The sequence below is a fragment of the Magnetospirillum aberrantis SpK genome, assembly GCF_011022235.1.
Classification (GTDB): domain Bacteria; phylum Pseudomonadota; class Alphaproteobacteria; order Rhodospirillales; family Magnetospirillaceae; genus Magnetospirillum; species Magnetospirillum aberrantis.
On the sequence record NZ_JAAIYP010000028.1, the window covers coordinates 1 to 5,942 of the forward strand.

Annotated in this window: 4 protein-coding genes; 3 read left to right on the plus strand and 1 reads right to left on the minus strand. The window is 63.9% G+C overall.

Annotated elements, in window-relative coordinates; genetic code table 11:
* Position 1: 1 nt before the first annotated feature.
* Positions 2–304, minus strand: a complete 303-nt coding sequence (locus G4223_RS19875; protein ID WP_241003959.1) for a hypothetical protein — start codon at positions 302–304, stop codon at positions 2–4.
* Between G4223_RS19875 and G4223_RS04920 the strand changes: the two genes are divergently transcribed.
* The 3 genes from G4223_RS04920 to G4223_RS04930 form a co-directional block, all read left to right on the plus strand.
* Positions 255–1,841 carry a peptide chain release factor 3 gene (locus G4223_RS04920; protein ID WP_163675868.1) on the plus strand — a complete coding sequence of 529 codons (1,587 nt, stop codon included), beginning with the start codon at positions 255–257 and terminating at the stop codon, positions 1,839–1,841. The two genes, G4223_RS19875 and G4223_RS04920, sit on opposite strands and share 50 nt — an antisense overlap.
* A 34-nt stretch (positions 1,842–1,875) precedes the next feature.
* Positions 1,876–4,005, plus strand: a complete 2,130-nt coding sequence (uvrB, locus tag G4223_RS04925; protein ID WP_163675871.1) for an excinuclease ABC subunit UvrB — start codon at positions 1,876–1,878, stop codon at positions 4,003–4,005.
* Positions 4,006–4,109: 104 nt separating this feature from the next.
* Positions 4,110–5,942: tandem-95 repeat protein (locus G4223_RS04930; RefSeq protein WP_163675873.1), on the plus strand; the 1,833-nt coding region annotated here is incomplete at its 3' end.

Below are 5,942 nucleotides of genomic sequence, written 5' to 3' on the forward strand. Positions count from 1 at the left end.
GCTAGTCATAAAAATCCGCGGGCGGGCGGGCCACGCCGTCGCCGCCCAGGCGCTGGCTGGTCGCCATGGCCTCCTCGTGGTCGCACAGCCATGCCTTGAGGGCGGCCAGGGCGCAATGTTCCGGGCTTTTTCCCAGCGCGCGGGCGACGCGGGTCAGGCGGTTGTCGAGATCGGGGTCGGTGGGGATGGTCAGCATGTGGGCCTGTCCTGCAATTTTCTTGATTTTATAGCCGATCCGCGCCATCACCGCCGCCATGACCACGCTCTCGACCGAACTGGCGCTGCGGCGCACCTTCGCCATCATCTCCCACCCCGACGCCGGTAAGACGACGCTGACGGAAAAGCTGTTGATGTTCGGCGGCGCCATCCAGATGGCCGGTGCCGTGCGCGCCCGAGGTGAACAGCGCCGCACCCGCTCGGACTGGATGGCCATCGAGAAGGAACGCGGCATCTCGGTCTCGGCCTCGGTCATGACCTTCGAGCACGAGGGGCTGACCTACAACCTGCTCGATACGCCCGGTCACGAGGACTTTTCCGAAGATACCTACCGCACCCTGACCGCCGTCGACTCGGCCATCATGGTGCTGGACGCCGCCAAGGGCATCGAAACCCAGACCTTGAAGCTGTTCGAGGTCTGCCGCATGCGTGACATGCCCATCATCACCTTCATCAACAAGGTGGACCGCGAAGGCCGCGAGCCCATCGACCTGTTGGACGAGGTGGAAAAGACCCTGGCGCTGGACGTCTGCCCGGTGACCTGGCCCATCGGCATGGGCCGCGACCTCAAGGGCGTCTACGATCTGGTCAACGACCGCGTCATCATGTTCGATCCCGGTCGCGGCGACCACATCGCGGCGGCGGTGGTGGATGCGCCGCTGGACAGCCCCAAGCTGGACGAGGCGGTGGGGGCGTCTGCGGCGGCCCGGCTGCGCGACGAGGTCGAGCTGGTGCGCGGCGGCTATCCCGAATTCGACCTGGAAAGTTTCCGCGCCGGACACTTGACTCCAGTGTTCTTCGGCTCGGCCTTGAAGACCTTCGGCGTCGCCGAATTGCTGCGCGGCGTCGGCCGTCTGGCCCCCAGCCCGCTGGCCCGCAAGACCAACACCCGCACGGTCGAGCCGACCGAGGAAAAGGTCACCGGCTTCGTGTTCAAGGTCCAGGCCAACATGGACCCCAACCACCGCGACCGCATCGCCTTCTTCCGTCTGTGCTCGGGCCGCTTCAAGCGCGGCATGAAGCTGAAGCACGTGCGCTCGGGCAAGGTCATGGCCCTGGTCAACCCAGTGTTCTTCCTGGCGCGCGAGCGTGAGCTGGCCGAGGAAGCCTATGCCGGCGACATCATGGGCATCCCCAATCACGGCCAGTTGCGCATCGGCGACACGCTGAGCGAGTCCGAGGATTTCCACTTCCTGGGCATTCCCACCTTCGCCCCGGAAGTGCTGCGCCGCGCCCGCCTGGACGACCCCATGAAGGCCAAACAGCTGAAGAAGGCGCTGGACGATCTGGCCGAGGAAGGTGTCAGTCAGGTGTTCAAGCCGGTGGACGGGTCAAGCTGGATCGTCGGCGTGGTCGGCCCACTTCAGTTCGACGTGCTGACCACCCGCATCGAAAGCGAATACAACATCAGGGCCGGATTCGAGGATGGCGGCTTCGTCACCGCCCGCTGGGTCGCCGCCGAGGATGCCAAGGAACTGGAAAAGTTCACCGCCGCCAACAAGTCCAACATGGCCGAGGACCGCGACGGCTCGCCCGTCTACCTTGCGCGCAATTCCTGGCAATTGGGCCGTGCCCAACAGGATTTCCCGGCCATCAAATTCACGGCGACGCGCGAGCAGCATTGAGGACGCGCGCCGTCGCCCTCATATTGGGGGGATCATGGCAAGCATTCCCGTCCTCGACTTCATCGAACGCCCGGAACTTCCCACCGGGCGGGCCGATTTCAAGCTGGTTTCCGACTTCCAGCCGTCGGGCGACCAGCCGACCGCCATCGTCGAACTGACCAAGGGGGTCGAGGGGGGCGAGCGCGATCAGGTGCTGTTGGGGGTCACCGGCTCGGGCAAGACCTTCACCATGGCCCACGTCATCGCCAACACCGGCCGGCCGACGGTGGTTCTGGCGCCCAACAAGACGTTGGCGGCACAGTTGTACGCCGAGATGAAATCGTTCTTTCCCGACAACGCGGTGGAATATTTCGTCTCGTATTACGACTATTACCAGCCCGAAGCCTACATTCCGCGTACCGACACCTATATCGAGAAGGATTCCCAGATCAACGAACAGATCGACCGCATGCGTCATGCGGCGACCCGTGCGTTGCTGGAACGGCGCGACGTGGTGATCGTCGCCTCGGTGTCGTGCATCTACGGTATCGGGTCGGTCGAATCCTATGCCCGCATGACCATTCCGTTGAAGGTGGGTGAAAGCTACGACCAGCGCGACCTGCTGAAGCGTCTGGTGGAGCTTCAGTACACCCGCAACGACGCCGCCTTCGAACGCGGCACCTTCCGGGTGCGCGGCGACAGCCTGGAAATCTTTCCGGTGCACTATGAGGACCGCGCCTGGAAACTGTCGTTCTTTGGCGACGAACTGGAGGCCATCGCCGAATTCGACCCGCTGACCGGCGAAAAGACGGTCAGCATGACCGAGGCGGTGGTCTACCCCTCAAGCCACTACGTGACGCCGCGCCCGACGGTGACTCAGGCCATCAAGGGCATCAAGGAGGAGATGAAGGAGACGGTCGCCCGCTTCGAACGCGAGGGCAAGCTGTTGGAGGCTCAGCGTATCCGCGAGCGCACCACCTTCGATCTGGAGATGCTGGAAACCACGGGTCATTGCAAGTCGATCGAGAATTATTCCCGCTACCTGACGGGGCGACGGCCCGGCGACCCGCCGCCGACCCTGTTCGAGTACCTGCCGCCCGACGCGCTGTGCATCGTCGACGAGTCCCACGTCACCGTGCCGCAGATCGGCGGCATGTACCGGGGCGACTATGCGCGCAAGTCGATCCTGGCCGAGTTCGGGTTTCGCCTGCCGTCCTGTGTCGACAACCGGCCGTTGAAGTTCGAGGAATGGGAGGCCATGCGGCCGCAGACGCTGTTCGTCTCGGCCACTCCCGGCCCGTGGGAGATGGAGCGCACTGGCGGCGTTTTCACCGAACAGGTGATCCGCCCCACCGGTCTGGTGGACCCGGTCTGTGTGATCCGTCCCGTGGAACGCCAGGTGGACGACCTGCTGGCCGAGGTGCGCGAGGTGTCGCGCAAGGGCTATCGGACCTTGGTCACCGTGCTGACCAAGCGCATGGCCGAGGACCTGACCGAATACCTTCACGACCATGGCGTGCGCGTGCGTTACCTGCATTCCGACATCGACACGCTGGAGCGCATCGAGATCATCCGCGACCTCAGGCTTGGCGCCTTCGACGTGCTGGTGGGCATCAACCTGCTGCGCGAGGGGCTGGATATCCCGGAATGCGCCCTTGTCGCCATCCTGGATGCCGACAAGGAAGGCTTCCTGCGTTCCAAGACCTCGTTGGTCCAGACCATCGGCCGCGCCGCGCGCAATATCGAGGGGCGGGTGCTGCTGTACGCCGACAAGATGACCGATTCCTTGGAATACGCCTTGGCCGAAACCAATCGTCGCCGCGAGAAGCAACAAGCCTATAACGAGGCGCACGGCATCACCCCGGAAAGCGTCAAGAAGGGCATCTCGGACGTTCTGGAAAGCGTGTGCGAGGCCGATTACGTCACCGTCGGCACCGGTGATTCCGGTCTGTCCCATGGTGTCGGGCATAATCTGGCGACCGTCAAGGCCGACATCGAAAAGCGCATGAAGGCCGCCGCCGCCGATCTGGAATTCGAGGAGGCGGCGCGTCTGCGCGACGAATTGCGCCGGCTCGAGGCACTGGATCTTGGGGTGCCGGTCGATTTGATGTCCAAGGGAAGGGGAAGCGGCCGGCCGGCGTCGGGACCTGCGGCGGCACCGAAACGGCGTGGAAGAAAGCGTTGATTTGATTCAAAAACGGCTGGATTCCTCGCCATGAGTGAGTCACAATAAGTCGGATGATCCCGGACCGCATTGCGGCCGGGATTTTTTTTGGCCGGGAGCGAACCATGTCCGACGAGAACAGCGTCAACGAGACGACCAGCACCGAGACCCCGAACCAGAACGCCCAGCAGGCACTGGACGATCTTACGGTCCTGTCCAACGTCGACGACCAGTCCATGGGGCTGACGCGGCTGAACGCCGTGCGCTCGACGGATCTGTCGGATGGAGCGCTTGGCACCTTCGCCACCATTCACCAGGGCTCGACCGCCCATCCGTCGGTTCAGGAAGGCTTCGCCAACCAGACCGGCGAGATCGGCAGCGCCGAAGTGGAGATCGAAACGGCGGACACCGCCGTCGACACGTCTTCCACTACCACCGCGCCGCTTGACACGGAAACCACCGAAGCCGAGGCCGAACCGGATACCGCTCCCAATCTGGACGGCCAAAGCGATCTTTACGGCGGCAACATCATCTTCGGCAGCGGCATCGATTCGCAGACCGAAACCGCCGAAACCGCTCCCGAGGTTCCGGTGGACGAAGGAAGCCAGCCGGTCGCCGAGACCGAGATCCTGGTGCCGGCCGCCAGCGAGGAACCGCTGCACATCGACCAGCTCCCGGTGTTCGAGGGTGTCCAAGTGGAGTTCGACGGCGCGCCCGAGGTCAACGGCCCCTACGACATGGTCGGCAAGGAAGGCGAAAGCCTGTCCTTCCGCGTCAACGCCTACGATCCCGATGGCGGTGGCGTCACCATCAGCTTCTCCGACGCCGCCCATGGCAGCATCGTCTTCGATTCCGCCTCTGGCCAATACGTTTACCAGCCCTATCCCGACCAGTCCGACTGGTTCGGCACGGAAACCGTCACTGTTTTCGTCACGGATGACGAAGGCAACGTGGTCAGCCGCGACATCACCATCAAGCTCGAGAACGTCGACGACGAAGCGACGTGGAGCGTAACCGGCAACTCGGCCGAGGAAAGCACCACCGACACCGCGACCGTGGTCAACGGCACGCTGAACGTGACCGACATCGACGGCGACATCGTCTCGTATGAAGTGGTCGGCAACGGCGAAAACGGCACGGTGACCATCGACGAGAACGGTAACTTCGTCTTCAGCGCCAAGGACAACAACTGGAACGGCTCCGACAGCTTCACCATCCGGGTGACTGATTCCGCGGGTGGCACCACCGACATCACCGTTCCGGTGACCATCTCCCCGACCGACGACGCGGCGGTGATCACCAGTCCCGACCATGTGGATCTCGAGGTCGATCAGGGCGGCGTGGCGAGCGGCGACCTTGACGCGGTCGATCCCGATGGCGACACCCTGACCTATGGTGTGATCGATCCCAAGACCGGCGATCTGGTGCAAGAACTCGAGACCGAGTACGGGACGGTGGTGGTCGATCCCGAGACCGGTGAATACACCTTTACCCCCAACGACAACGCCAAGACGCTGGACGATGGCGAAAGCGCCACCGAACAGTTCCAGGTGGCGGCCACCGACGGCAACACCGTCAGCGCGCCGCAGACGGTGGACGTCACCATCAACGGCACCAACGACGCACCCGAGGTCACCTCCACCATCGCCAGCGGCAACACGGCCGAGGACGCGCCGTTCACGCTTGATGCATCGACCGTGTTCAAGGACGTGGACACCAACGATACGCTGACCTATTCGGCGACCTTGGCCAATGGCGACCCGCTGCCCGATTGGCTGAGCATCGACCCGAACACCGGCGTCCTGTCCGGTACGCCGACGAACGGCGACGTGGGCGAGCTGTCGATCGTGGTGACCGCCAGCGACGGCGACGCCTCGGTCTCGGCCGATCCGTTCACGGTGACGGTGGATAACGTCAACGATGCACCGGTGGTGACGACCGACATCGCTTCCGTCGCG